General features: G+C 63.0%; 23 protein-coding genes and 1 pseudogene. 4 read left to right on the forward strand and 20 right to left on the reverse strand.

What is annotated here, in order from left to right:
- Window positions 1-89 precede the first annotated feature (89 nt).
- Window positions 90-617 (forward strand): outer membrane protein assembly factor BamE, encoded by a 528-nt coding sequence (locus IQ26_RS24230; RefSeq protein ID WP_145720835.1) that lies wholly within the window; start codon window positions 90-92, stop codon window positions 615-617.
- A gap of 255 nt (window positions 618-872) precedes the next feature.
- Here IQ26_RS24230 and IQ26_RS24235 read toward each other — a convergent pair whose 3' ends face one another.
- The 16 genes and pseudogenes from IQ26_RS24235 to IQ26_RS24310 all read right to left on the reverse strand — a co-directional run bounded on the left by IQ26_RS24235 (window position 873) and on the right by IQ26_RS24310 (window position 16,938).
- Entirely contained in the window at window positions 873-3,014 is a 2,142-nt protein-coding gene (locus tag IQ26_RS24235) for a sodium-translocating pyrophosphatase (RefSeq protein ID WP_145720836.1), read from the reverse strand.
- Window positions 3,015-3,295: 281 nt separating this feature from the next.
- Window positions 3,296-3,919, reverse strand: a pseudogene (locus tag IQ26_RS24240) (ABC transporter permease); the annotation flags it as partial.
- 224 nt (window positions 3,920-4,143) lie between these two features.
- Window positions 4,144-5,364 (reverse strand): MFS transporter, encoded by a 1,221-nt coding sequence (locus IQ26_RS24245; protein WP_145720837.1) that lies wholly within the window; start codon window positions 5,362-5,364, stop codon window positions 4,144-4,146.
- A complete protein-coding gene (nusB, locus tag IQ26_RS24250) occupies window positions 5,361-5,861 on the reverse strand; it encodes a transcription antitermination factor NusB (RefSeq protein WP_145720838.1) in 501 nt (166 codons plus the stop codon). Before nusB ends, IQ26_RS24245 begins: the two co-directional genes overlap by 4 nt.
- Window positions 5,858-6,352 carry a 6,7-dimethyl-8-ribityllumazine synthase gene (gene ribH, locus IQ26_RS24255; RefSeq protein WP_145720839.1) on the reverse strand — a complete coding sequence of 165 codons (495 nt, stop codon included), beginning with the start codon at window positions 6,350-6,352 and terminating at the stop codon, window positions 5,858-5,860. Before ribH ends, nusB begins: the two co-directional genes overlap by 4 nt.
- Window positions 6,353-6,457: 105 nt before the next feature.
- Complete coding sequence (locus IQ26_RS24260; RefSeq protein WP_145720840.1) at window positions 6,458-6,829, reverse strand: hypothetical protein; 372 nt, start codon at window positions 6,827-6,829, stop codon at window positions 6,458-6,460.
- A gap of 45 nt (window positions 6,830-6,874) precedes the next feature.
- Window positions 6,875-7,492 (reverse strand): riboflavin synthase, encoded by a 618-nt coding sequence (locus tag IQ26_RS24265; protein WP_145720841.1) that lies wholly within the window; start codon window positions 7,490-7,492, stop codon window positions 6,875-6,877.
- A gap of 60 nt (window positions 7,493-7,552) precedes the next feature.
- Entirely contained in the window at window positions 7,553-8,680 is a 1,128-nt protein-coding gene (gene ribD, locus IQ26_RS24270) for a bifunctional diaminohydroxyphosphoribosylaminopyrimidine deaminase/5-amino-6-(5-phosphoribosylamino)uracil reductase RibD (RefSeq protein WP_145720842.1), read from the reverse strand.
- A 2-nt stretch (window positions 8,681-8,682) separates the two neighbouring features.
- Window positions 8,683-9,159, reverse strand: a complete 477-nt coding sequence (gene nrdR / locus IQ26_RS24275; protein WP_145720843.1) for a transcriptional regulator NrdR — start codon at window positions 9,157-9,159, stop codon at window positions 8,683-8,685.
- 149 nt (window positions 9,160-9,308) lie between these two features.
- On the reverse strand, window positions 9,309-9,917 hold the full coding sequence (locus IQ26_RS24280; protein WP_145720844.1) for an invasion associated locus B family protein: 609 nt from the start codon (window positions 9,915-9,917) through the stop codon (window positions 9,309-9,311).
- A gap of 67 nt (window positions 9,918-9,984) precedes the next feature.
- The gene (gene glyA, locus IQ26_RS24285) at window positions 9,985-11,298 is read right to left on the reverse strand and encodes a serine hydroxymethyltransferase (protein ID WP_145720845.1); all 1,314 of its coding nucleotides are present in this window, start codon (window positions 11,296-11,298) and stop codon (window positions 9,985-9,987) included.
- A gap of 119 nt (window positions 11,299-11,417) precedes the next feature.
- Window positions 11,418-13,058, reverse strand: coding sequence for a Na+/H+ antiporter (locus IQ26_RS24290; RefSeq protein WP_145720846.1), 1,641 nt, complete (start codon window positions 13,056-13,058; stop codon window positions 11,418-11,420).
- A gap of 107 nt (window positions 13,059-13,165) precedes the next feature.
- The gene (locus IQ26_RS24295) at window positions 13,166-14,419 is read right to left on the reverse strand and encodes a L,D-transpeptidase family protein (protein WP_145720847.1); all 1,254 of its coding nucleotides are present in this window, start codon (window positions 14,417-14,419) and stop codon (window positions 13,166-13,168) included.
- Window positions 14,420-14,757: 338 nt separating this feature from the next.
- Window positions 14,758-15,273: a transcriptional regulator LdtR gene (gene ldtR / locus IQ26_RS24300; protein ID WP_126041144.1), complete on the reverse strand. Its 516-nt coding sequence runs from the start codon at window positions 15,271-15,273 to the stop codon at window positions 14,758-14,760.
- A 205-nt stretch (window positions 15,274-15,478) separates the two neighbouring features.
- On the reverse strand, window positions 15,479-15,898 hold the full coding sequence (locus IQ26_RS24305) for a DUF6163 family protein (RefSeq protein WP_145720848.1): 420 nt from the start codon (window positions 15,896-15,898) through the stop codon (window positions 15,479-15,481).
- A complete protein-coding gene (locus tag IQ26_RS24310) occupies window positions 15,895-16,938 on the reverse strand; it encodes an enoyl-CoA hydratase/isomerase family protein (RefSeq protein ID WP_145720849.1) in 1,044 nt (347 codons plus the stop codon). The genes IQ26_RS24305 and IQ26_RS24310 overlap by 4 nt, the downstream gene beginning before the upstream one ends.
- 162 nt (window positions 16,939-17,100) lie before the next feature.
- Between IQ26_RS24310 and IQ26_RS24315 the strand changes: the two genes are divergently transcribed.
- Together IQ26_RS24315 and hemB are read left to right on the forward strand one after the other, a co-directional pair.
- On the forward strand, window positions 17,101-17,925 hold the full coding sequence (locus tag IQ26_RS24315) for a DUF2066 domain-containing protein (RefSeq protein ID WP_145720850.1): 825 nt from the start codon (window positions 17,101-17,103) through the stop codon (window positions 17,923-17,925).
- A gap of 98 nt (window positions 17,926-18,023) precedes the next feature.
- Entirely contained in the window at window positions 18,024-19,055 is a 1,032-nt protein-coding gene (hemB, locus tag IQ26_RS24320; RefSeq protein WP_145720851.1) for a porphobilinogen synthase, read from the forward strand.
- 52 nt (window positions 19,056-19,107) lie between these two features.
- Here the strand turns inward: hemB and ppk2 are convergent, their stop codons facing one another.
- Complete coding sequence (gene ppk2, locus IQ26_RS24325; RefSeq protein WP_145720852.1) at window positions 19,108-20,028, reverse strand: polyphosphate kinase 2; 921 nt, start codon at window positions 20,026-20,028, stop codon at window positions 19,108-19,110.
- 224 nt (window positions 20,029-20,252) lie between these two features.
- Between ppk2 and IQ26_RS24330 the strand changes: the two genes are divergently transcribed.
- Complete coding sequence (locus IQ26_RS24330) at window positions 20,253-21,296, forward strand: aldo/keto reductase (RefSeq protein WP_145720853.1); 1,044 nt, start codon at window positions 20,253-20,255, stop codon at window positions 21,294-21,296.
- Between the two features lie 156 nt (window positions 21,297-21,452).
- On the opposite strand, the gene IQ26_RS24335 is transcribed toward IQ26_RS24330, so the two are convergent.
- From IQ26_RS24335 to IQ26_RS24345, 3 genes are all read right to left on the reverse strand, one after another.
- Window positions 21,453-22,115 carry a sulfotransferase family protein gene (locus tag IQ26_RS24335; RefSeq protein WP_240547208.1) on the reverse strand — a complete coding sequence of 221 codons (663 nt, stop codon included), beginning with the start codon at window positions 22,113-22,115 and terminating at the stop codon, window positions 21,453-21,455.
- A 94-nt stretch (window positions 22,116-22,209) separates the two neighbouring features.
- On the reverse strand, window positions 22,210-22,887 hold the full coding sequence (locus IQ26_RS24340) for a glycosyltransferase family 29 protein (RefSeq protein WP_145720855.1): 678 nt from the start codon (window positions 22,885-22,887) through the stop codon (window positions 22,210-22,212).
- 463 nt (window positions 22,888-23,350) lie between these two features.
- Window positions 23,351-24,328: a glycosyl transferase family 90 gene (locus IQ26_RS24345; RefSeq protein ID WP_145720856.1), complete on the reverse strand. Its 978-nt coding sequence runs from the start codon at window positions 24,326-24,328 to the stop codon at window positions 23,351-23,353.
- Between the last annotated feature and the right edge of the window lie 234 nt (window positions 24,329-24,562).

The raw sequence follows: 24,562 nt of genomic DNA on the forward strand, positions 1-24,562 counted from the left end.
TGTTGAACTGGCCTTGTTGCATCGGCGAGCAAGCTGGTTTACCGGTTTTGCGGCCCAGCGCAAGTTGCGGCCAGCTAATGGAGTTGTAGTTGCGCGCGCTGAAATTCAAATCGACTTTTCTGCCCAAGTCCGCCGGCGCGATCTCGCTGCTGGCGGTTGCTTCGGCGCTTTCCGCCTGCAACTCGTCAAAGATGATCGGCGATCTCAATCCGAGCGAGACGCTGACGCAGGGCTATGTCATCGACCAGCAGGCGATCGACCTGGTGCCGGTCGGCTCGAGCCGCGAACAGGTGCTTCTGGCGCTCGGCACCCCGTCGACGAAGGCGACGTTCGACAATGAGGCCTTCTACTACATCTCACAGACGCGCAAGCGTTACGTCGCCTTCGACAAGCCGAGGCTGGTCGATCAGAAGGTGCTGGCCGTCTATTTCGGCGAGGACGGACGCGTCTCCCAGATCGCCAATTACGGCTTGAAGGACGGCAAGGTGTTCGACTTCATCTCACGGACCACGCCGACCGGCGGCAAGGACCAGAACTTCCTCAGCCAGATCATCAACGGCGCCAGCAAGCTGGCGCCTGGCCTCCCCGGCGGCGCCGGCAGCTCGCCCGGCACCTGATCAATCCGGACAGAATCAGCTCCTCTTCCTTTCTCCTTTCCTTCTTCGCTGGAAGCAGTACCCATCTCAGGCGACCGAAAACCCGCGGGAGCGATCCCGCGGTTTTTTGTTTCGAGACAGCGGGCATTGCCGCGGGTTTCGGACCTCGGACGCTTGAAAGCAGCCCTGACCCGTCACAGGCATCCAAAACAAAACCCGCGGGATCGCTCCCGCGGGTTTGGTTCCGGATTTCGGCCCTGGAAAGGCCGAGCGGCCTCAGCCGTGCGCGAGCACGGCAAGCAGCAGCAGGGCGACGATGTTGGTGATCTTGATCGCCGGGTTGACTGCCGGACCGGCGGTGTCCTTGTAGGGATCGCCGACCGTATCGCCGGTCACCGAGGCCTTGTGCGCTTCGGAGCCCTTGAGGTGCTTGACGCCGTCCTTGTCGGTGAAGCCGTCCTCAAACGATTTTTTCGCGTTGTCCCAGGCGCCGCCGCCAGAGGTCATCGAGATGGCGACGAACAGGCCGTTGACGATGACGCCGAGCAGCGAGGCGCCAAGTGCTGCAAAGGCGGACGCCTTCGAGCCCGAGATCAGCAGCACGCCGAAATAGACGACCAGCGGCGCCAGCACCGGCAGCAGCGACGGAATGATCATTTCCCGGATCGCCGCCTTGGTCAGAAGGTCGACCGCACGCGCATAGTTCGGCTTCGAGGTGCCGGCCATGATGCCCGGATCCTCGCGGAACTGCTTGCGCACCTCCTCAACGATGGCGCCCGCCGCGCGGCCGACGGCCGTCATGGCTATGCCGCCGAACAGATACGGGATCAGGCCGCCGAAGATGAGACCGGCGACGACGTAAGGGTTGGAGAGGTCGAAAGAGACTTCGCCCATGCCCTGGAAGTAAGGATATTTGTCGCCATTGGCGGCAAAGAACTTCAGGTCGTTGGAGTAGGCCGCGAACAGCACCAGCGCGCCGAGACCGGCCGAACCGATGGCGTAGCCCTTGGTCACCGCCTTGGTGGTGTTGCCGACGGCGTCGAGCGCGTCGGTGGATTGGCGCACTTCCTTGGGCAAGCCAGCCATTTCGGCAATGCCGCCGGCATTGTCGGTGACCGGACCGAAGGCGTCGAGCGCGACGATCATGCCGGCGAGGCCGAGCATCGTGGTGACCGCGATCGCCGTGCCGTAGAGGCCGGCGAACTGGTAGGTCGAAATGATGCCGCCGACGATGACGATCGCCGGAAGCGCCGTCGATTCCAGCGAGACCGCAAGGCCCTGGATGACGTTGGTGCCGTGACCGGTGACCGACGCCTGGGCGATGGAGTTCACCGGACGCTTGTCGGTGCCGGTATAATATTCGGTGATCACCACGATGAGGCCGGTTACCGCGAGACCGATCAGGCCGCAGATGAACAGGTTCTTGCCGGTGATGGCCATGCCGGCGACCGTGCCGATCTCGCCCCAGCCCAGCGTTAACGAGGTGGCGGCGCCGAGCCCGACGATCGACAACAGGCCGGTGACGATCAGGCCCTTGTAGAGCGCGCCCATGATCGAGCCGTTGGAGCCGAGCTTGACGAAGAAAGTGCCGACGATGGAAGTCAGGATGCAGGCGCCGCAGATGGCCAGCGGATAGAGCATCGTGGCGCCGAGAACGGCGGTGCCGCCGAAGAAGATGGCGGCGAGGACCATGGTGGCGACCACGGTCACCGCATAGGTCTCGAACAGGTCGGCGGCCATGCCGGCGCAGTCGCCGACATTGTCGCCGACATTGTCGGCGATGGTGGCCGGATTGCGCGGATCATCTTCGGGAATGCCGGCTTCGACCTTGCCGACGAGATCGCCGCCGACGTCGGCACCCTTGGTGAAGATGCCGCCGCCGAGACGGGCGAAGATCGAGATCAGCGAGGCGCCGAAGCCGAGCGAAACCAGCGCGTCGATGACGGTGCGGTCGTCGGGCTGAAGGCCCATGAATTGGGTCAGGATCAGGTAGTAGATCGACACGCCGAGCAGGGCCAGGCCAGCGACCAGCATGCCGGTGATGGCTCCCGACTTGAAGGCGATCTCGAGGCCGGCCGCGAGGCTGTTGGAAGCCGCCTGCGCGGTGCGGACATTGGCGCGCACCGAGACGTGCATGCCGATGAAACCGGCGGCGCCCGACAAAACGGCGCCAATCAGGAAGCCTATGGCGGCGGTGATCGAAAGCAGCCACCACGCGAGCAGCAGCACCACGACGCCGACGATGGCGATGGTGGTGTACTGGCGCGCCAGATAGGCCTGCGCGCCTTCGCGGATGGCCGCGGAGATTTCCTGCATACGCTGATTGCCCTGATCGGCCGCGAGGACCGAACGTGTCGCCCAGATGGCGTAAAGGACTGAAAGCAGGCCGCAGGCGATGACAGCGGAAATTATGGTCATTGCCGAATTTTCCTCGATTGATGGCCCAAAAGAACCCCTCCCTGGGCCGTTGAGACGGAAAGCGGATTCCGTGCGCGGAATCCGCTCCCTTCGCACCGGCTTATGCGAAACAGGGTTGCGAACGTCAAGATATTGTTCGGTTTTTGCCCGGCTTTCGCCCAAAAGCCATGGGCGGCGACATGTTCGCCAGCGCCGCCACCCAATTAGATCGATTGAAATCGGCTGGCGGTCGTCGGCTTTTGCGCAGGTCGCCGTCGGGCTGGACGACGAATATCAGCACGCTATCTCGTCTCCCGCCCCATGCGGCGTGCCGTGTAGCGCTCGATCGCCGACAGCCCGTCATAGATCAGCACGGCAAGGGCGGCGACGATCAGGCCGCCCTGCAGGACGAAGGCGAAGTTGTTCGACAGCAGACCGGCAATGATCACCTCGCCCAGCGTCTTGGCCGCCACGGTCGAGCCGATCGTCGCGGTGGCGAGGCTGATGACCACCGACAGCCGGACGCCGGCGAGAATGATCGGCGCGCTGAGCGGCAGCTCGACCTTGACCAGCCTTTGCCAGCCGGTCATGCCGGCGCCGCGCGCCGCCTCGACCACATTGACCGGCAGCGTCGTCAGGCCGGTCAGCGCGTTCTCGAAGATCGGCAGCAGGCCATAGAGAAACAGCGCGATCAGCGTCGGCTTCTCACCAAAACCGACGGCCGGCACGGCCAGCGCCAGCACCGCCACCGGCGGAAAGGTCTGGCCGATATTGACCAGGCTGCGCGACAGCGGCAGGAATTCGACGCCGACCGGCCTGGTGACCAGGATGGCGAGCGCCACGGTGGCGATGTTCTGCGCCACCGTGCGATGCGGAAACAGTCCATGGCCCTGGATGGCGTAGCCAATGCTGCGGCGCAGCTCGTAGCCGGGCAGCGAGCGGTTGTCGGCGCCGTCGAGCCTGATCACGCCCGAGGTCGGCTCGACCAGCCGGTTGATGGCCGCAATAATTTTGTTCGAATGCAGGTGAGGCCGTTGCCGCCTCGTCCCGACAGCGTCATGTCATTACAGCGCCGTCCGTTTGGACGCGCAAAGGACGCTGTAGCACTTTTGATTTTGCGCATGATCCTTTCCGAGCCTTTGGTTCGGGGTCATGCGCTGGTCTGCCTCGCGTTCGTCATCTTCAACACGCCCAATGCCACGAAGCACAGCACCGTCACCGGGAAGATGATCCAGTTCAGCATGTCCCAGCCCCAGGCATTGTAGACGGCGCCCGACATCAGTGAGGCGAAGGCGACGGAGCCGAACAGGACGAAGTCGTGAAAGCCCTGGACCTTGCCCTTTTCGGATGGCCGGTAGCTGTCAGCCACCATGGCAGTGGCGCCGATGAAGCTGAAATTCCAGCCGAGGCCAAGCAGGATCAGCGCCGCCCAGAACTGCCATAGCGCCAGTCCCGACAGCGCCACCACGGCACAACCGATCAGCAACACAAGGCCGGTCGCGACGATCCGTTCGGCGCCGAAGCGATGGATCAGCGAGCCGGTGAAAAAGCTCGGCGCGAACATTGCCATGACATGCCAGGAAATGCCGAGCGTGGCATCGTCCGTCGACAGGCCGCAGCCGACCATGGCCAGCGGTGCGCCGGTCATGACGAAGCTCATCAGCGCGTAGCTGCCGACGGCACAGAACAGCGCCGCCACGAAGCGCGGCCTTGTCACGATCTCGGAGAGCGGCCGCGCGTCGCCGTCGGCGATTTCCACTTTGCCCGTTGCCTTGGCCGGGATGCGCAGGAGCGACAGGATGACGGCGCCGACCGCCGCCAGAACCAGGATGGACGCGAACGAGCCGGCAAACATCACCGGCGCAAACAATTCGCGGGTGAAGATGACGATCTGCGGCCCAAGGATGGCGGTGACGATGCCGCCGGCCAGCACGAAAGAGATGGCGCGCGCCTTGAATTCAGACGGCGCGTTGTCGGCAGCGGCGAAACGGAATTGCTGGACGAAGGCACCGCCGATGCCGATCACCAACAGGCCGAACGCGAACAGCCAAAAGCTCGCGTGGAACAGCGCCAGTGTGGCGACCAGACCACCGAGCGCGGTGACGATCGTGCCGGTCATGAAGCCGTCGCGCTGGCCGAGCCGGCGGATGATGGCGGCGGCCGGCAATGCGCCGAGCGCCACGCCGACGTTGAAGCCGGTGATCGGCGCCGTCGCCAGCGACTTGTCGGCGGCAAGCAGATAGTGCCCGGCCAACCCACCCATGGAAATGGCGATGGGTGCGGCCGAACCGATGATTGCCTGCGAAGCGGCAAGGATGAGCGCCGTGCGGCGCGCTTCCCTGCGGGCATCGGTGATGACGATGGCGGTCATGAAGCGTCCTTGCCACGCCCCTCGCCGCGCACCCGGCGCGACACGCGATCGAGCACCGCGTTGACCAGCTTCGGCTCGTCTTCTTCGTAAAACGCCTTGGCGATATCGACATATTCCGAAACGATGACGGCCACCGGCACGTCCTCTCGCTTCATCAGTTCGTAGACGCCGGCGCGTAGGATGGCTCGCAGCGTCGAATCGAGCCTGGACAACGGCCAGTCCTCGGTCAGCGCCTGGCGGATGATCGGATCGATGGTCTTCTGGTTCTCGACCACGCCCGCGAGGATGGCGCGAAACCATTGCGCGTCCGCCTCGCGATAGAGCGCGCCGTCGACTTCCTTGCCAAGCCTGAATGCTTCGTATTCGGCGGTGATCTCGAAGATGCCGCTGCCGGCCACATCCATCTGGTAGAGCGCCTGCACGGCGGCCAGACGGGCAGCGCCACGCTTGTTGGCGTGGCGTGTCGCGGGTTGGCCGGGTGATGCGGGTTCGCTCACGGTCGCTCTCCCAGCTGTTGCTTCAGGGCAATCATAGTCAGCGCCGCGCGCGCGGCAAAGCCGCCCTTGTCGCCCTCCGAACGCCTGGCCCGCGTCCAGGCCTGCTCGTCATTTTCGGTGGTCAGGATGCCGTTGCCGATGCAGACCGCTTCCTGCACGGAGAGGTCCATCAGGGCACGGCTGGATTCATTGGCGACGATGTCGAAATGATAGGTGTCACCGCGCACGACGGTGCCGAGGGCGACAAAGCCGTCATAGCTCGGCCCGCCTTCGGCGGCGCCGTCGAGCGCGAAGGAAATCACCGCGGGAATTTCGAGCGAACCCGGAACGGTGACGACATCGTATGTCGCGCCCGCTTCCTCGAGCGCGCTTGTCGCGCCTTCCAGCAGCGCGTCGGCAAGATCGTCGTGGAAGCGCGCCTCGATGACAAGAAGGTGGGCCTTCTTCTTCGGGCGGATGAACGCTTTGCCGTGTTGGGATGTGCCAGCCATAAATGTCTCCGGGGATCGCCGGTGACTTAGGCCGAAGCGGCCGCATTCGCAAGCTTTGTCCGAAAGGCTAGGTCCGATTTCCCGGCGGCGGCTGGGTCCACCGAGTTAGACCGCTCGCCGCCCCTGCTGAACGACAAAGATCATGATGTCGTTAAACATGTCTTCAATGGAAGCGTGGTCACGCCCGGCGTTGCTAAGATCGCTGACAAGCTCCAAAACAGAACCTATCTCGATAGCACGATGGATGCGCGCGACATGGCTCAACCCAATAATAGAAATGTTCCGCACATCCGGATTGGGATGGCGCGGGTATTTTAGGCAGACATCCTGCGCGAAATACCAATCGTCGTGCTGCGATATGCTGAGAATAGCCTGGACCTGCTCATGCACATCACCGTAAAGTAGGTCCTTATAGGTCTTCGAACTGTCGAGATCCCTAACCCCTTCATAGACAAGGTTTTCAGGGTCATCGATCAATTTGATGCCTTAAGGACGGCTAGAGGCATATCCATCATCTGACGGCTATAGGCCTTCCTTCGCCGCCTCCGCCAAGCGCGCCGCATAGCGGGCCATTGTGTCGATTTCCAGGTTTACCCGGTCGCCGACCTGGCGTTCGCCCCAGGTGGTCACCGTCAGCGAGTGATGGATCAGCAGCACGTCAAAGCGCGTGCCTTCGACCTTGTTGACGGTGAGCGAGGTGCCGTCGAGCGCGACGGAGCCCTTTGGCGCGATGAATTTGGCCAGCTCGCGCGGCGCTTCCAGCGTGAAGCGCACGGCGTCGCCTTCCTCCTTGCGCGCCACGATCTCGGCCATGCCGTCGACATGGCCCGATACAATGTGGCCGCCGAGCTCGTCGCCGATCTTCAGCGCCCGCTCCAGATTGATCCTCGTGCCGGATTTCCAGCCCATGGCTGTCGTCAGCCTGAGCGCCTCTTCCCAGGCCTCGACCTCGAACCAGCGTGCATTGGCGCCGCTTTCCGGCAGCGCCGTCACCGTCAGGCAGACGCCGCCGCAGGAAATCGAGGCACCGATGGCGATGGTCTGCGGGTCATAGGCGGTGTCGATGCGCAGGCCGACGCCCTCTCTCAGCGGCTTCACGGCAGCAACGGTGCCGACATCGGTGACAATCCCGGTGAACATCAGGCTCTATCTTTCAGTTTGACCATGATCCTGTCCAAAAACCGGTTCCCACTTTTGGGATCATGGTTTTATCCACTCGGCATAGCTGTCTTCGCCGAAACGCATGTCGCGCAATTTGCGAAATCCTGCCGGGATATGATTGGCGTCGATGGGCGATGCAATGCCGCCCTTGCCGATCGGCTCCTGCCCCTGGAACAGCACGATGCGGTCGACCAGCCCTTCGGCGAGGAAGGCCTTGGCCACCTTGGCACCACCCTCGACCAGCACGCTCGCCATGCCGAGCGCGGCCAGATCCTCGAGCAGTTCCGGCAGCGCGATATCGCCTTCATACGTCTCGGTGCCGATGAAACGCACGCCGGCGCGTTCGAGCGCGGCCCGCCGGTGCGGATCGGCTTCGGCGCAGGCGGCGACATAAAGTGGAACCCGGTCGACGCCGGCGACCAGTTTCGACGTCTCCGGCAGCCTGATCTGGCGGTCGAGCACGATGCGCGCCGGCGAACGGTTCTCCAGCCCCGGCAACCGCACCGTCAGCGCAGGATCATCCTCCAGCGCCGTGCCGATGCCGATCAATATGCCGTCGGCCTCGGCCCGCATCAGATAGACTTCGCGCCGGGCGATGTCACCGGTGATCGAAACCTGCCCCTCGCCTTCCACGCCGATCTTGCCGTCGTTGGAAAGCGCAAGTTTCAGAATCACTTCCGGGCGCTTTTTGAGAGATCGAATCATGTAGCCGGCCATCTGCTCGGCGGCCTCGGCAGCGAGCACCTTTTCGACCACCTCGACACCGGCAGCGCGCAGGATGGCGTAACCCTCGCCGGACACGCGTGGATCGGGGTCGCTCGCCGCCCCGACCACCCGCGCGACGCCGGCATTGACCAGTGCGTTGGCGCAAGGTGGTGTGCGGCCGTGATGAGCGCAGGGCTCCAGCGTGACATAGGCGGTGGCGCCGCGTGCGAGTTCGCCGGCCTCGGCCAACGCCTCGGTCTCGGCATGCGGCCGGCCGCCGACAGCGGTGACGCCGGTGCCGACGATCATCGGTCCGGTGGCGTCGTCGCGTACGATCAGCGTGCCGACCGAGGGATTGGTCGAGGTCCGCCCGGCGTTCTTCCGCGACAGCCTGAGGGCCGCCGCCATGAAGCGGCGATCAAGAACCTCTTGTTCGGCTTGGCTGCGCCCGGACCCCGCCATGCTCAGCCGCCGTCCTCTTCCTTGAGCTCGTCACCCTTCAGTTCACCCAGCACGTCGTGGAAATCCTTGGCCTCGCGGAAATTGCGATAGACCGAGGCGAAGCGCACATAGGCGACATCGTCGAGCGACTTCAGCGCCTCCATCACCAGGCGACCGACTTCGCCCGAGGCGACTTCGGTCTCACCCGAGCTTTCGAGCTGGCGCACGATGCCGGTCACCGCGCGGTCGATGCGCTCGGGATCGACATTGCGCTTGCGCACCGCGATCTCCACCGAGCGCAGCAGCTTGTCACGATCGAACGGCACCTTGCGGCCGGATTTTTTAACGACGACGAGATCGCGCAACTGCACGCGCTCGAAGGTGGTGAAGCGACCGCCGCAATCGGGGCAGACGCGCCGCCGGCGGATCGCCGCGCCGTCTTCGGCGGGGCGCGAATCCTTCACCTGCGTATCTTCGGACTGGCAGTAGGGACAGCGCATGGAAGGCCTTCGGTTCGCGATTCTCGTGGAGCGAAAGGCTTAGAGGTTTTTGCCGCGATGGCAAAGTATCGGTGAAAGCCTCTCGCGCCTCAGAGATAGCGAGGCGCGCGGAAAATTGCCAGCATCATCCCAGACGGCAATACCGGCGATTACGGTGCGACGTCACCGGTCGGGAAGCCGCATGATACGCCGAGGCTGCGATAGGCCTTGGTGAAGCCGTCCATCGATACCGTCGCGACCGGCTTGTCGGCGAATGTGACATCGAGTGCGCTGGCACGGCGCATGGCCCGCAGCAGCGCCAGGCTGGTCTCGGTCTTGTTGTTCATCATCCACTGTCCGCCGCCATCCGAAATGGCATTGACGGTCGCCTTGACCTTGCCGTTGGCGTCGCCGAACACCGCCGGAATGTTCTCGCCAGTCGGCAGTTCCTTGTTTTTCAAGGCGATGACAAGGGTCGGATAGCCGTCGGGCGGCAATGCATCGCCGTTCGAGATGGCGAGCGTCAGGGTACCGCTGGTACCGCTCGCGTCGAGAAAGGCGGTCGAGGCGGCGCAGGTCTTGCGCACATCCTGGCCGGTGTCGACCTCGTCGACGATGGTGGACCACGTGCCGAAGGTCTCCATCTTGGGCGCCGCCTGGGCGGGCGCATCCTGGGTGGACGCGGCCTGCGCCAAGGCGAACCCGGATAGCGGCAAGGGGCTCACCGTGGCGAGCGCAGCAAGAGCGCCAAAGCCGGCAAGGCGGAAAATTCGCGTCATCGTCAAGGCTCCTTGTCCGAACCGCCCATTTCTGTCCGGCCGATAAGGGGTGACGGCCTGTGTCAGGTCAACCGAGGTATGGATAGAGCGGAAAACGATCCGTCAACGCCTGCACCTTCGCCTTCACCGCTGCCTCGACGGCTGCATTGCCTTCGTCGGAATTCGCGGCCTTGAGCCCGTCCAGCACCTCGGCGATCAGCTTGCCGATCTCGCGGAACTCGGCTTGGCCGAAGCCACGCGTGGTGCCGGCCGGCGTGCCGAGCCGCACGCCCGAGGTGACGAACGGCTTTTCGGGATCGAAAGGAATGCCGTTCTTGTTGCATGTGATGTTGGCGCGGCCAAGCGCTGCCTCGGCACGCTTGCCGGTGGCGTTCTTGGGCCTGAGGTCGACCAGCATCAGATGATTGTCGGTGCCGCCGGACACGATGTCGAGGCCTGTCTCCTGCAGGCTGGACGCAAGCGCCTTGGCATTGGCGGCGACGCTCTCGGCATAGATCTTGAAGCTTGGCTTCAGTGCCTCGCCCAGCGCCACCGCCTTGGCGGCGATGACATGCATCAGCGGCCCGCCCTGCAGGCCCGGAAACACGGCCGAATTCATCTTCTTGGCGATGTCCTCGTCGTTGCACAGGATCATGCCGCCGCGTGGGCCGCGCAGCGATTTGTGCGTGGTGGTGGTCACCACATGGGCATATGGCAGCGGCGACGGATGCACGCCGCCGGCGACCAAGCCGGCGATGTGGGCCATGTCGACCATCAGATAGGCGCCGATCGAGTCGGCGATCTCGCGAAAGCGCTTCCAGTCCCAGACGCGCGAATAGGCGGTGCCGCCGGCCAGGATCAGCTTCGGCCTGGTCTCGTGGGCGGTCTTCTCGATCGCATCCATGTCGAGCAGATGATCGTCCCTGCGCACGCCGTAGGAGACGACCTTGAACCATTTGCCGCTCATGTTGACCGGCGAGCCATGGGTCAGATGCCCGCCCGAGTTCAGGTCGAGCCCCATGAAGGTGTCGCCGGGCTGCAGCAGCGCCAGGAACACCGCCTGGTTCATCTGGCTGCCGGAATTCGGCTGGACGTTGGCGAAATTGCAGCCGAACAGTTTCTTGGCGCGCTCGATCGCCAGTTCCTCGGCCACGTCGACGAACTGGCAGCCGCCATAGTAGCGCTTGCCCGGATAGCCCTCGGCGTATTTGTTGGTCATGATCGACCCTTGCGCCTCCAGCACGGCGCGGGAGACGATGTTTTCCGACGCGATCAGCTCGATCTCGTGGCGCTGGCGGCCGAGTTCGTTGCGGATCGCGCCGAAAATCTCCGGATCGGCATCGGCCAGCGTGGTTTCGAAGAAGGATTCGAATTTGTTCGACACTGCCGCTGCTGTTGCCATGGCTTGCTATCCTTGAGGTCCGGGGGGTCTGCCGCGCCATTAACACAGTTGCTCTCGCCCCGCCACGTTTGCAGCGCGAAATTTGCTGGCCGGATTGCGGCAGCGCGGGTCCGCGGTTGCTATTTCCGCGCCTGCCGGCCCTTCAGCAGGGCCTCGGTGAGGGTGATCTCGGTAAACAGCGCCCGCATCGTATGATCGTTGATTTCGCGGCTGCGAAACATGGCACGCACGGCTGTACGCTCTGCCTCGATGCCAGCGAGGCGCAACTCGAGTTCCAGCCGCCCGGCTTCGCGGGCCTCGGCGCGCGCTTCATCGGCCTCGTCGGACGCTGCGATGCGGCGCCGGTAGCCGGCGACGATGCTGTCGGCTATCGCCAGCCGGGCGCCGGCCTCCTCCCCTTCGGCGCCGTCATTGGCTATGCTCTCGATGCGGGCAATGGCCGCGTTGGCCGCGCCGACGCGCGCCAGCCGCCCCTCGGCCGCCCCTGGATCCTCGCCCGGCTCGACCAGCCCGCGCGCGATCTTCGGCAACGCAAGGCTGGCGATAGCCAGCGAGCAGATGATGACGCCGGCGGCGAGGAAGATGACAACATCGCGAGCCGGAAAGGGTGAACCGTCCGGCATGGCGAGCGGCAGCGACAGGATGCCGGCCAGCGTTATCGCGCCGCGCACGCCGGCCACCGAACCGGCGAGCCGCACGCGCAGGCCGAACGGCTCGGCCTTGCGCTTGCCGAGCCGCGCGGCAAGGCGCGCCGCGATGTCGCCGACCCAGATCCACAGGCAACGCAGGCCGATCAGGCACAGCGTCAAGACCAGCACCGTGGCGACCGGCTCGATGAGCCAATGCCGGCTGGTGAGTTCGGGCGGTACCTTGCGGATGATGTCGGGAAGCTGCAGGCCAAGCAGGATGAAGAGCGCGCCGTTGAAGACGAAGGACAGCGTCGTCCACAGCGACATCGTCTGCATGCGCGCCGAAACTCCGAGGAAACGGAAAATTCCTGCACCGCCGGTCAGCAGACCGGCGGTGACCGCCGCCAGGATGCCCGAGGCTTCGAAATGTTCCGCGCCGAGATAGGCGACGAAAGGCAGCAAGATCATGATCAGCACCTGCGCCTCGGCCGGAACGCCGCCGATGCGGTTCAGCAGTTGCAGCGCCTTGGCGGCAACGAACAGTGCCACCACGCCGGCCAGGATGCCGACTGCCACGGCGTAGAGGAAACTCAGGGATGCGGCGGCGAAGGAAAAGCTGCCAGTCAACGCCGCCGCCACGGCGAAGCGGAACATGACCAGCCCTGACGCGTCGTTGAGCAGCGACTCGCCTTCCAGAATGTGCATCAGCCGCGCCGGAACCACATTCTTGTCAACGATCGAGGACACGGCCACCGCATCGGTCGGCGACAGCACCGCGGCAAGCGCGAAAGCGACGACGAGCGGAACGCTCGGCACCAGCCAGTGCAAGGCGTAGCCGAAGCCGACGATGGTGAAGAAGACCAGCCCGATGGCAAGGTCGAGGATCGGCCCGCGCAGCGCCAGCAACTCGCGCTTCGGCGCGCCATAGGCGTCGCCGAACAGCAGTGGCGGGATGAACACCAGCAGGAAAAGCTCGGGATCGATCTCGACATGGATGCCGCGCACCGGCCAAGCGAGTGCGGCCCCTATGGCAATCTGCAGCACCGGCAACGGCACCCGCACCAGCCGGACCAGCGCGCCGGAAACCGCGACGAAGACGAGCACGATCAGGATGAAGATGGCGACTTGCATGGCCTGTACCGAACGGCGCTTTCCGACCCCTGCGCAAAGCGCGCCCTCCAGCCGGATACAAAAAGGCCGCCTTCACCGGCGGCCTTTTCAGAAACAAGATCAGTCGCTTAGAGCGAAGAGGTGATCTGCAGCTCGTTGGCTCCGTCGAGCCCGTAGATGTCGTCGCGGAACTGCACGACGCCAGGCCCCGTCGACCAGGCCGAGATGTAGAGGAAATAGACCGGAACCGGATTGGTGACCTGCACCGGGATGTTCTCGCCGCTCTTGATCGAAGCCTCGAAATGCTGGCGGGTCCAGCCCGGCGTGTCGCGCAGGATCCAGGTGACGAGGTCGCGCACGTTCTGGACGCGCACGCAGCCCGAGGAATCGAAGCGCATCATCTTGCCGAACAGGCTCTGCTGCGGCGTGTCGTGCATGTAGACGCCGTCCGGGCTCGGGAAATTGATCTTGACCGAGGCCATCGCATTGCCGGCGCCCGGATCCTGGCGGAAGCGGTATTTCTCGGCGTCGTCGGTCGACCAGTCCACGGTCAGCGGATCGACCTCGCTGCCATCCGGAGCGAACAGACGGATATTGCTGTCCTTGAGATAGTTGGGGTCCTTCCGCATCAGCGGAATGATATCCTTGCGCACGATCGAGACGGGCGCGTTCCAGTAGGGATTGACGATGATCTCGTTGATCTTGGAATCGACGATTGGCGTCTGGCGGTCGATCTTGCCGACAACGGCGGTGTGGCGCAGCACGACACGGTCGTTCTCGACCGCCTCGATCTGGGCGCCCGGGATATCGACCAATACATAACGGTTGCCCAGCGTGCCGGCGCGCTCGTTCAGCCGCTGCAGATTGGTCTGTAGCTGGCCAAGCCGGACCTGCGCAGAAACATTCATTGCCGCATACGTATATTGGCCAAGGGTCCCGTCGGCGGGCAGGCCGTGACGCGCCTGGAAGCGCTTGACCGCCGAGTCGACATAGGAATCGAAGGCCTCTGAAATGCCGGCGCCCTGCGCCAGGTCGCCCGAAATCATCAAGCGCCTGCGCAACGGCACCACGTCGGGGTCAACGACGCCGAGCTGCAATTTCTTGGTGTCCGGAACCGGCCCCCAACCGCCCTGCATAGCAATGTTCTGATATTGCGCGATCGCCTGCTCGGTATACGCAACGGTCTGCAGGCTGACGATCGGCAGCGTCGAGGCCACCTTGCCGCCCTGGCTGGCGCGAGCGTCGAACTGGTCGTCCCAGTTGCTGCGGCCCGAGGATTTCAGGATATCCGCGATCACGTCCTGCGCGCTGGCGCCACCGGCGACCATCGTTGCTGCCAACGCGGAGGCTCCGGAAAGGAAGAAACGGCGACTGGTTCTCATGTACGCTCCAGACATTCCAGTAACAATTCTTTCACCGGGCGATCTCGCCCGCACTCTAGTGTTGGCATCCTTAACAATTAGCCAACCATGGCCCTGCCAATTCGGTGTAAGAACGCGCCGGGCGCAACGCGCGTTCAGGGGACGCTTGGCTTTCGCCGCAACATCACCCGCATTCTCGCTTTCACCGGGAATATGGCGGCAACGTGGCCCTGACCGCGATTTGGATCGGCTGGCCTCGCGAAACGGAAAGACCGGTGCTTTTCGGCACCGGTCTTTGACTGGTGGCTCCCCGACCGCGCCTCTTTCTGCGCGGTTCCCCTTCATGCTGCGGATATGCCTTACATGCGGTAGGCGATCGTATCGTTCCAGAAGCGGTCGAGCCGCTGCAGGGCGCGGTTCATCTGCTTGAACTCTTCCGTGTTGATGCCGCCAACCTGCTCGATCGAGCCGACATGGCGCTCGTAGAGGCCGGCGACGACTTCCGCCACCGCATTGCCCTTCGGCGTCAGCGAGACCCGCACCGAACGGCGGTCGATGCGCGAGCGCTGGTGGTTGATGAAGCCGAGATCGACCAGCTTCTTCAGATTGTAGGAGACGTTCGAGCCGAGATAGTAGCCGCGTGAGCGCAGTTCGCCGGCGGTCAGCTCCGAATTGCCGATGTTGAAGAGCAGCAGCGCCTGGATGGCGTTGATGTCGGAACGGCCGTTGCGGTCGAATTCGTCCTTGATCACGTCAAGCAGACGGCGGTGCAGCCGCTCCACCAGCTGCAGCGATTCCATGTACAGCGAACGGATTGCCTCGCGGCGGTCGTCGGATACGTTGGCGGTCTTCGCCGCCGGACGGGAATTGATCATTGTCTTTGCCTCTCGTTTGTCGCCTGGTGATTTTTTGTTTTTCACCTTGATCGCGACACTATCGAATACTCATAAAATTCGACTTAAACGCTAGGGCTAACAAGAGCTTACCGGTAATAGCTTTCGAAAGAGGCTTAACGAAGGGTCACCCGAACAAGGATGATTAACCTAAAGATTTAGCCAATGATTCGGGGCGTCGGCCCCATCACCGGGTCCGGCGCTTCTGCATCCAGATCGCCACGCGAAAGACGATGTAGAGCAGCGCCACCGCCGCATGCGAGGCGACGATCAGCGGCCGGCGGCCGAAGAGTTCGGGAAAGCCGGCATACATGATGGTTTCGGTCGCCGCGCAGATGAACCAGATCACCGGCCCCCAGGAGGCCAGCATCCACAGGCCGGCGGCGGCGAAGGGAAAGAAGACGGCGAGCATCACCGCCGCCACCTGCCAATGCACCGGCATCAGGTCGAAGCGCCACAACGAGCCGGGGTAGAAGCCGATCAGCCGGATCCAATACAAGATCCCGAACAACAGGCAGTAGCCCGATATGGCGCGCTGGAACCAGGCGAAGATGACCTCGACCATTGTGGGCTGGAGCACGACGCGTCTCGACGTGACCTCGCTCACAGCTCGAGTTCCCGTTCGCCGAGGGGCGCGAAATAGGCATCGATGTCGGCAGCGCTGACCGCATCGATGCCGGCCGGCCGCCATTGCGGCGTCGAACCCTTGTCGATGATGGCTGCGCGGATGCCTTCGTAAAAATCGTGGCCCGCAAGCATGCGGTTGAGGATGCGGAACTCCATCCGCATGCATTCGTCCATCGATAGCGTCAGCCCGGCACTGATCTCGCGCCAGGCGACATGCAGGCTGGTCGGCGAGCGGGTGCGGATCGTCGCCAGCGTCTTTGCCGCGAATTCATCGGCTGGTGCGGCGCGCTCCAGGCTGCCGATGACGTCCCCCAGCGACGGTTGCGCGAAATGCCGGGCGATCGCTTCCAGTGTCGGACTGTCTGTCTCGCGCCGGGCCGGGACGGAAAAGCCGCGCAGCGCCGATTCCGGGTCGCCGGTCGCAATCAGCCGGCCGAGAATGCCGGCCTGGTCCTGCGCCTTGATCGTATGCGTCGCCAGGCCCGACCACAAAGCGTCGCCATAGCGGATGCGGTTTCCGGTCAGGGCCAGATACCTACCGAAACTGCCGGCAAGGGCCGGCAGGAGATGACTGGCGCCGACATCCGGGAAAAAGCCGATGCCGACTTCCGGCATGGCGAACTGGGCGTTCTCGGTCAGCACCCGCTGCGAGCCGTGGAACGAGATGCCGACGCCGCCGCCCATGACGATGCCGTCGATCAGCGCGACATAGGGTTTGCCGAACCGGGCGATGCGGGCGTTCAGCCGGTATTCGTCGGCGAAGAAATCGACCGGCGGCTTTCCCGCCCGGCCGGCCTCGTAGATGTGGAGGATGTCGCCGCCGGCCGAAAACGCCCTGCCCTCGGCCTTGACGACGACGACATCGACGCCGTCGTCCCGCTCCCAGGCGCGCAGCGCCTTGTCGAGTGCCCCGACCATGCGATGGGTGACGGCGTTGAGCGCCCGCGGCCGCGTCAGCGTGACGATGCCAGCCCTGCCCAATCGTTCGAAGCAGATCTCGTCGCCGCCACCAAAATCCATCGTAAGAGAATCCCTCCCCCGCGCCTGCGGGACTAAACTGCTAAAGCGTGGCGCATGGGTGCGTCAATGGCGGCGGCGCAATCCTGCCGCCTTGGCCACCGCCGGAGCCCAATGCTAGAACTGACCATCTTGATGACGGGCTTTCGAACCGGACGGTGAGCCATGCCGCAGTTTTTGCATCTTGCCCTTGTGGCGATCGGGCTGATGGCGGCATGCGCGGCCGCTCGTCCCGCATCGGCCGGTGACGGTCTCTACCGCGCGAAAACCATCGTCACTGGACAGGGCGAGGAAAACCGCCAGATCGGCTTCAAGGCCTGCCTGGATGCGGTTCTGGTCAGGGTCTCCGGCGATCAGCGGTTGCCGAAAAAGCCTGCCATGGCGGCACTGCGCGACAAGGCTGGCAGCTTCGTCGCCGAATTCCGCTACCGCGACCGGATGGAAGGCATCCCGATCCACGACGAACAGGGCACGCATGACCGGCCGCACGATCTTACTTGCCTCTACAAACCCGCCGTCATCGACCCGGTGCTGGCATCGCTCGGCAGCAGGCCGTGGCTTGCCGAGCGGCCGCGGCTGGCGATCTTCCTCGCAACCGAGCGAGGCGGAAGCCATTTCGCGCTGGCCTCCGACGACGAGCGCAGCGCACCGATGCGTGAGTCGTTCGTGAATGCCGCCGAACCACTCGCGATGCGCATCGCATTTTCCGAGGCGTCGCTACTCTCCGAATCCGGGCTGACCGACAAGGCGCTGCACGAGACTGACATGGCGGCTCTGGACAACGCCGCCAAACAGGCCGGCGCCGACCAGGCGCTTGCCGGCAGCATCGCCTGGAGCGACGGGGAATTGGGCTGGATCGCCGATTGGCGGCTTGCCACGGGCGGCAAAACCTACAGTTGGCAGGTGCGCGGCGTCAGTTTCGACGAAGCGTTCCGCGTCGCCATGCGGGGTGCGGCGCAGGTGCTGTCGGGCAACGGTCAGCCGGAATGAGTATACCGGTATCCAGGCAATGCCAGCCTGGCACAATCGTGTCGCATTGGTCAGCGGCGAAGGCTCGTGGTAAGGCTGCCCGATCCGGAGTTTTGGCGATGAACAAATTCACCCCTGCAAAAGCTGCCGGCGCGCGCAGCGTCGACGAGATCACCGGCAGCCGCCGTTTGCGCCGCATGCGCAAGGCCGACTGGTCGCGCCGCCTCGTCCGGGAGAACCGGCTGAGCGTCGATGATTTGATCTGGCCGATTTTCGTCGTCGATGGGAAAAATATCCGCGAACCGATCGCCGCCATGCCCGGCGTCTTCCGGCTGTCGCTCGACCTTGCCGTCAAGGAGGCCGAGCGCGCGGCAAAGCTCGGCATTCCAGCGATCGCCACCTTCCCCAATGTCGAACTCGGCCTGCGCGACCAGACCGGATCGCACATCCTCGACCCGGAAAACGTCATCAACCGCACCACGCGCGCCATCAAGCACGCGGTGCCCGAGATCGGCATCATCACCGACGCGGCGCTTGATCCTTTCACCTCGCATGGCCACGACGGCATCTTGCGCGACGGCATCATCGTCAACGACGAGACGGTGGAGCAGATCACGGCGGCTGCCGTCATCCAGGCGGCGGCCGGCGCCGATATCATTGCCCCTTCCGACATGATGGACGGCCGCATCGGCGCCATCCGCGATGCGCTCGACGCCAATGGGTTTCAGGACGTGGCGATCATGTCCTACGCGACGAAGTTCGCGTCCGCCTTCTACGGTCCGTACCGCGAGGCGGTCGGCACCGCCGGCCTGCTCAAGGGCGACAAGAAGACCTACTATCTCGACCACGCCAATTCCGACGAGGCGCTGCGCGAGGCCGAGCAGGACCTCGCCGAGGGCGCCGACATGCTGATGGTCAAGCCCGGCCTGCCCTATCTCGACATCATCCGCCGGCTGAAGGACGAGTTCCGGATGCCGACCTTCGCCTATCAGGTGTCGGGCGAATATTCGATGATCAGAGCGGCCGCCGCCAATGGCTGGATCGACGGCGACAAGGTGATGCTGGAATCATTGCTGGCCTTCAAGCGCGCCGGCTGCGACGGCATCCTAACCTACTTCGCGCCCGAGGTGGCGGAGATGCTGAAGGGCTGACGCGCATCTGCAGCGTAGGCGCCTCGATGACCGCGGCGCGCCCAGCTAGCGCTCAATACTTCTCAGGCACGTACAGCTCGCGCGGCAGCACCTGGCGCTCGTATTCGGGATTGAAGACGCGCTCGGGCAGCGTGATCTCCTCGTGCGGCACTTCCTCATAAGGCATTTGCTTGAGGAGATGGTCGATGCAGTTCAGACGCGCCCGCTTCTTGTCGTTGCCCTCGACGATGAACCAGGGGGCTTCGGGAATGTTGGTGCGGGCGAACGTCTCTTCCTTGGCCTTGGTGTACTGCTCCCAGCGCACGCGCGACTGCAGGTCCATCGGCGACAGCTTCCACTGCTTCATCGGATCGTGGATGCGCATCAGGAAGCGCATCTGCTGCTCCTCGTCCGTGATGGAGAACCAGTATTTGACCAGCGTGACGCCGGAACGAACGAGCATCCGCTCGAACTCCGGGACGTCGCGGAAGAACTCCTCGACCTGATCGGGCTGAGCAAAGCCCATCACCCGCTCGACGCCGGAACGGTTGTACCAGGAGCGGTCGAACAGAACGATCTCGCCGCCTGCCGGCAGATGCGGGACGTAGCGCTGGAAGTACCACTGCGACTTCTCGCGCTCGGTCGGCGCCGGCAGCGCGACGACGCGGCAGATGCGCGGGTTGAGCCGCTGGGTGATGCGCTTGATGACGCCGCCCTTGCCTGCCGAGTCGCGGCCCTCGAAAACCACCACCAGCTTCTTCTTGTGGTAGGCCACCCAGGACTGCAGCTTGATCAATTCGGATTGCAGCGTGATCAGGTCGCGAAAATATTGCATGCGATCGATCGAGGGCGGATGCGCCTTCTTGTAGATTTTTGCGATCTCCAGCGACAGCGCCGGTTCCGACATCTCCAGTTCGTAGTCTTCGTCGAGCGTGTCGGCGAGCTCCGCTTCCAGCCAATCCCTGGCCGGAGAATTCTGTTTTGATTCGGTCATTTGCGCTGCTCCGCGTACAAGCCCTGAGCCGACTTGCATACAGGCCGGCAATGACGGTTTTATTGCAGCTGGCCCGCGTGCCCTTCATGCGCTTCCGATCCACGAAATGTGATCGCTCCGTCCTGCGTCACGGGGCGACAAGCCGCGCGAATTGTCCTACAAATGCCCGGCTTATTTCGGGCTGCCCTTGAAGCCCTCTCCCAACACAATCGTGAGGATCTGACATGGAATACCGCACACTCGGCCGTTCCGGGCTGAAGGTTTCGACGCTGACCATGGGCACCATGACCTTCGGCGGCGCCGGCGCGTTTTCGGCGGTCGGCAAGACCGATCTCGACGAGGCGCGCCGGATGATCGACCTCTGCATCGACGCCGGCATCAACGTCATCGACACAGCCAATGTCTATTCGAACGGGCTTTCGGAAGAGATCATCGGCGAAGCGCTCGGCGGCAAACGCAAGGGCGACGTGCTGATCGCCTCGAAAGCGCGCATGCGGATCGGCACCGGCCCCAACGACGAAGGCCTGTCGCGCTACCATCTTATCCGCGAGTGCGAGAAGAGCCTGAAGCGCCTCAAGACCGATGTCATCGACATCTATTTCCTGCACGAATGGGATGGCACGACGCCGCTCGAGGAAACCATCGCCGCGCTCGACACGCTCGTCAGCCAGGGCAAGGTTCGCTATATCGGCTGTTCGAATTATTCCGGCTGGCAGGTGATGAAGGCGCTGGGGATCAGCGACCGCCAGCACCAGCCGCGCTTTGTCACCCAGCAGATCCACTACACGCTGGAAGCGCGCGAAGCCGAATACGAACTGCTGCCGATCTCGGTCGACCAGGGGCTTGGCGTGCTGGTATGGAGCCCGCTTGCCGGTGGATTGCTGTCCGGAAAATACCAGCGCGAGCAGGCGACCTCGCGCCAGCTCAGCGGCTGGTCGGAGCCGCCGATCCGCGACGAGGACCGGCTGTGGCGGATCGTCGATGTCCTTATCGAGATCGGCAAGAGCCATGGCGTGTCAGCGGCGCAAGTGGCGCTTGCCTGGCTGCTCGGCCGGCCTGCCGTCAGTTCGCTGGTGATCGGCGGCCGGACCGAAGCGCAGTTCAAGGATAACATCGCCGCTGCAAGCCTGGTGCTTGCCGACGACGAACGCAAGCGGCTCGACGCGGTGAGCAGGCCGCCGGTGCTCTATCCCTATTGGCACCAGCAGTTCACGGCAAAAGACCGGTTCGGCCCGGCCGATCTGGTTCTCGACCGGGATGATATCTGAAGGATCGGAAAGATCGCGGAGGCTCTTAGTCCAAGCCTGAGATAAACGGATGCGTCAGCTCTGGCCTGTGCCGTACGAAGCGCTGGACATTCAGACCGTTTTGGGAGCGAAGCTGAACGGCCTGTCGGGATGTATTACGCAAAGACAATACGCATTTCACCGCTGCGGCTGCGCTGTGACTGTCTCCGCTTGTTTGGCCGCTAGAAGGGTGAGACGCCTCTGGTTCCCCGCCAAAACTTCGGCATCGGGCGCAATCGCGCGGTTTCCGTGTGGGAACGGTCTGTGGGGAATGGATTTTCCTAAGAACTCGCAGAGTTCTTGCCATCCGTCTCCGTGCTCCCAGCAAAAAACGCGGAGTCGGCTCGCCAAACCAAGCCTCCTGGCAACCTCCTGAACCGTTGCATTGTGACCCTCGTAACGAGCTATCATTGCCGCCTCATCCAGGTGTGGATAATCTAGGCCATAGGCAATTCTGCGCAGCTCGGCACGCTCTGGCGGCTGGCGCATTGCGTGTTTTTTGAGGCTCTCAAGCCAAGTAGAAGCGTCCTTCCGAACTGTGAGAATGTAATAGGCGTCTCGGCCGAACCGCTCCATGATCTCCGAAGACATCAGAGGGTACGGCCAGTCCTCAAAACTGTCGTGCCGCTCGATGGTGCTCCAAATCTCGTCGAGTTGCCCGCGAGACCACGCTTCCAAGAGCGCGGGATCATAACTGCTATGCCTGTAACCGATTTCGCGAAGGCAAAGTTTGAGTGTCGTCGTGCCGGTCTTGCTTAGCCCGAAACCAAAGACTTTCGCCTTCCTCCTTCGAAATAGCATCCGCAGCAATTCGTGTCCCCCGCTTTTCTTGGGCCGTGTGTTATTGAACTACCTCTAGCTCAAGCGACCTCGTCGGCTTAACCAACTCCGCATTTCAAGGCCCGTCCAGATCGGTCTGCGACAAGAGCGGCGAATTCTCGAGGGCAGGGCCACCAAGACATTGGTCACTGGTATGCCATGCTGCTATCAAGCGCTGCTCGGCATCCCAGTCGTGCCAAGACTGCCTGTTACCGCTTTCGTGATAGAAAGTGTTTGTACGTTTCCAATCAAAGCCAAAAAGCGAAATCCTGGCAGGGGAGAAACTCTCCCTTAGCAAGAACAATGTGATCAAGCCGGCTGAAGGTCGGCGACCATTCAAAAGGCTGTACAGGCGCTTCCAGTCCGAGATCGGGAAGCAGTCGGCCTGATGAACCATGCTTTGGTGCATAAGTTCCCTTCTGGGCGTAACCCAGATCAGACGCGGATTTCCAAACATCTCGCGGACTTGAGCCATGGACAGCGTATTCGCAAGGCTAAGGACATCTGTCCGGTTGCCTTGGCTTTTCGGGGTAACCACGCGGCCACGATTGAGACGGACCACAATGTCGTGGTCGTCAATCAGTTGGCCGTCAGATCGATCAAAAATAGACTGAGCATTACCGATGAGCGCAATACTCTTGCCTGAAAAATCGGGCGCGACGAGGTGAAGGCGACTGCGATGCAGCTCGTCGTCGTACAGCCGGCGATTTCGGCACCTAAATGTTGCTGCTCTTGCAATGCTCTTGAACCCCATAAGCGCAACTTAGTTCCAGCCCGCCGTCAAGACAACCGACTGACCCGCCGCCCGCCTATCAAACGGAGTTCAAACCACAAGGAAGGAACTGCCATAGTCCGACTTTGCGAGCGCCGCGAAGCGTCTGGACAATCTCGACCTGCCGAAACTCGGCCCCATCATTGAGTAGGGGAAGACGAAATCCATGGTTTTCTCGACGGTTGAAACGCTCGGTCATGGCTTCGATAGCGCTGGGCGCCCCGTCATCCTCTTCGAACCACTGAGCGCTGCGCGAACCAAGGCGGTAGCTCAGGGACTTGCGAAAGGCCATATATAATCGGCGCTCAAATCTGCGTCCTAGGGCCTCGGGCAGTGCTCGGAGAGAGTTTCGCCAACGTTGGCGATCGGCGGCAGACTGGCCGGCAGCGACTACCCACAGCCCCCTTCAGGCTCAGTCAAAGACCAAATCCTCTTTGCAGAGGAACTAGGCCGAGCCTGAGATAAAACGCCAGACCTGGGCATCGGGCTCGATCTGGCCGCTGAGCACGAAATATTTGTAGAGCACGAGCAGGCTGATCGCCTGCTCGGCCCGCTCGTCGGCAAATTTGCGGCAATAGGCGTTGGCCGCGGCCACGATGCGTTCGGCCTCAGTCGGATGCCGCTCGAAATAGCGGACCCGTTCGGCAATGTCCGAGAAATCCGGTTCAAGCGGTGCGTAATGAACGTTGGCCTCGATCTGCTTTTCAGCGAACCATGTCTCGGAGGTTGGCGGCGGCATCAGGCACAGCGAATTCGAACTCATGATCCATTTGAGGTTGGTCGCCACATCGTTGCCTTCGAGCGAAATGATGTAGCGGTAGCGCCGCTGCTGATCGATGCTCAGATAAGGCTTGCGATATTCCGGCGCCGCGGACGGTTTAGGCGTGCCGACATCGCAAAAGGGCAGATCGCGCGCGGCTTGCAGAAGCAAGGTCCGTATCGGGTTGTTGAGCTTGCCGCGCCAGACCGCGACCGGGAGCTTGTCGGCGAAGGCGACACCGTCGGCGGGCATGTGGAAGTGACGGAACTTGTTGAGTTTGAACAGGACCCCGTTCCTGTTGTCGCCGGCAATCGGCCGGGCCTTGACGATCGACGGTACCCCCGGCACCCTGATGATGTCGCCGAATTGCAGGTCGACGAGCAAATCGGGATCGAAGTAGCGGATAAACTCCTTCAGATCATAGTAATACATGCTTCGGTCTGTCGGCAGGCGGCTGGCCGGCATGGCGTCGGGGCCAGGCGAGAAAGCGTCCTGCAATCTGTTGTAATGGTTGAGACGTGCACGGACCGATCCGTCAGAAAACCTGGCCTGATCGAGCAGCCCGGCGAGCCTGCGGCGGAACAGCGCCTGCGGTGCGATATCGCGCACGACATTGCGCGCATAATAGAACAGCTTCTGTGCACTTCTTTGAAGGGTGGCCATCGGTCGTCTGATTCAAAATCGGTCGGCTTGTGATTGTACCGCTGGCCTCTCCTACACCATTGTGCGACCCGTCTTGCAAGCCCGGACCGTGGGATGGGCATCACCAGCCGTCCATGAGCGAATTCCGCACCTGTTATGCCCCAGGGCTCCGAACTCAGGTTAACGCGCTTTCGCTGTTGTCGATTGGCTGATTCCATGGGCGCTCATTGATTCGGAGCGCCCGCCATGACCATT

Source organism: Mesorhizobium tianshanense (assembly GCF_007830515.1).
GTDB lineage: Bacteria > Pseudomonadota > Alphaproteobacteria > Rhizobiales > Rhizobiaceae > Mesorhizobium > Mesorhizobium tianshanense.

Bases quoted from the DNA above. Each gene is read 5' to 3' on its own strand.
- IQ26_RS24235 (WP_145720836.1), bottom strand. From the start codon at position 3,014: ATGACCATAATTTCCGCTGTCATCGCCTGCGGCCTGCTTTCAGTCCTT.
- IQ26_RS24245 (WP_145720837.1), bottom strand. From the start codon at position 5,364: ATGACCGCCATCGTCATCACCGATGCCCGCAGGGAAGCGCGCCGCACG.
- ribH (WP_145720839.1), bottom strand. From the start codon at position 6,352: ATGGCTGGCACATCCCAACACGGCAAAGCGTTCATCCGCCCGAAGAAG.
- IQ26_RS24265 (WP_145720841.1), bottom strand. From the start codon at position 7,492: ATGTTCACCGGGATTGTCACCGATGTCGGCACCGTTGCTGCCGTGAAG.
- ribD (WP_145720842.1), bottom strand. From the start codon at position 8,680: ATGGCGGGGTCCGGGCGCAGCCAAGCCGAACAAGAGGTTCTTGATCGC.
- nrdR (WP_145720843.1), bottom strand. From the start codon at position 9,159: ATGCGCTGTCCCTACTGCCAGTCCGAAGATACGCAGGTGAAGGATTCG.
- IQ26_RS24280 (WP_145720844.1), bottom strand. From the start codon at position 9,917: ATGACGCGAATTTTCCGCCTTGCCGGCTTTGGCGCTCTTGCTGCGCTC.
- glyA (WP_145720845.1), bottom strand. From the start codon at position 11,298: ATGGCAACAGCAGCGGCAGTGTCGAACAAATTCGAATCCTTCTTCGAA.
- IQ26_RS24290 (WP_145720846.1), bottom strand. From the start codon at position 13,058: ATGCAAGTCGCCATCTTCATCCTGATCGTGCTCGTCTTCGTCGCGGTT.
- IQ26_RS24295 (WP_145720847.1), bottom strand. From the start codon at position 14,419: ATGAGAACCAGTCGCCGTTTCTTCCTTTCCGGAGCCTCCGCGTTGGCA.
- ldtR (WP_126041144.1), bottom strand. From the start codon at position 15,273: ATGATCAATTCCCGTCCGGCGGCGAAGACCGCCAACGTATCCGACGAC.
- IQ26_RS24310 (WP_145720849.1), bottom strand. From the start codon at position 16,938: ATGGATTTTGGTGGCGGCGACGAGATCTGCTTCGAACGATTGGGCAGG.
- IQ26_RS24315 (WP_145720850.1), top strand. From the start codon at position 17,101: ATGCCGCAGTTTTTGCATCTTGCCCTTGTGGCGATCGGGCTGATGGCG.
- hemB (WP_145720851.1), top strand. From the start codon at position 18,024: ATGAACAAATTCACCCCTGCAAAAGCTGCCGGCGCGCGCAGCGTCGAC.
- ppk2 (WP_145720852.1), bottom strand. From the start codon at position 20,028: ATGACCGAATCAAAACAGAATTCTCCGGCCAGGGATTGGCTGGAAGCG.
- IQ26_RS24330 (WP_145720853.1), top strand. From the start codon at position 20,253: ATGGAATACCGCACACTCGGCCGTTCCGGGCTGAAGGTTTCGACGCTG.
- IQ26_RS24335 (WP_240547208.1), bottom strand. From the start codon at position 22,115: ATGCTATTTCGAAGGAGGAAGGCGAAAGTCTTTGGTTTCGGGCTAAGC.
- IQ26_RS24340 (WP_145720855.1), bottom strand. From the start codon at position 22,887: ATGGGGTTCAAGAGCATTGCAAGAGCAGCAACATTTAGGTGCCGAAAT.
- IQ26_RS24345 (WP_145720856.1), bottom strand. From the start codon at position 24,328: ATGGCCACCCTTCAAAGAAGTGCACAGAAGCTGTTCTATTATGCGCGC.